We start from the raw sequence: 811 nt of genomic DNA on the forward strand, positions 1-811 counted from the left end.
CCCCGGCGGGCCCGCCGCCGACCGCCCGGGAGCACCGGCGACCGTGCCGTCCGCGAACCCGCGCCGGCCGCTGGCTACGATGGGCCGGCCGGTGGACCATCACCACCCGGCTCGTATCGACCCCCGGGACGGCCATGCTGAACAAGTACGCGCGTGCCTTCTTCACGCGTGTCCTCACCCCCTTCGCCGCTCTGCTGCTGCGGCTGGGAGTCAGCCCGGACGCCGTCACCCTCGTCGGCACCGGGGGTGTGGTCGCGGGCGCCCTGGTCTTCTACCCCCAGGGGCACTTCTTCTGGGGCACGGTGACGATCACCCTCTTCGTGTTCTCCGACCTGGTGGACGGCACGATGGCCCGGCAGTCGGGCAAGTCCAGCCGCTGGGGCGCGTTCCTGGACTCGACACTGGACCGGGTGGCCGACGCGGCGGTCTTCGGCGGCATCGCCCTGTGGTACGCCGGCCGCGGCGACAACGTGGCGCTCTGCGCGGTCACCCTGTTCTGCCTGGCGAGCGGGCAGATCGTCTCCTACACCAAGGCGCGCGGCGAGAGCATCGGGCTGCCGGTCAGGGTCAACGGCCTCGTCGAACGCGCCGAGCGCCTGGTGATCACCCTGGTGCTGACCGGTCTGGCCGGCTTCAGCGTCTTCGGCGTGCCGTACATCGAGATCCTGCTGCCCGTCGCCCTGTGGGTGGTGGCGGTCGGCAGCCTGGTCACCCTCGGTCAGCGGGTCGTGACGGTCCGGCGGGAGGCCGCCGAGGAGGACGCCGCCGAGCCGGCCCGCCCGGCGGCGTCCGGACCGGACGACGGGGGACG

At 73.4% G+C, this 811-nt stretch carries 1 protein-coding gene; it reads left to right on the top strand.

What is annotated here, in order from left to right:
• Positions 1-134 precede the first annotated feature (134 nt).
• Positions 135-811: phosphatidylinositol phosphate synthase (gene pgsA, locus ACYVE9_RS29085; RefSeq protein WP_461030866.1), on the top strand; the 677-nt coding region annotated here is incomplete at its 3' end.

Source organism: Streptomyces sparsus, from assembly GCF_054776295.1.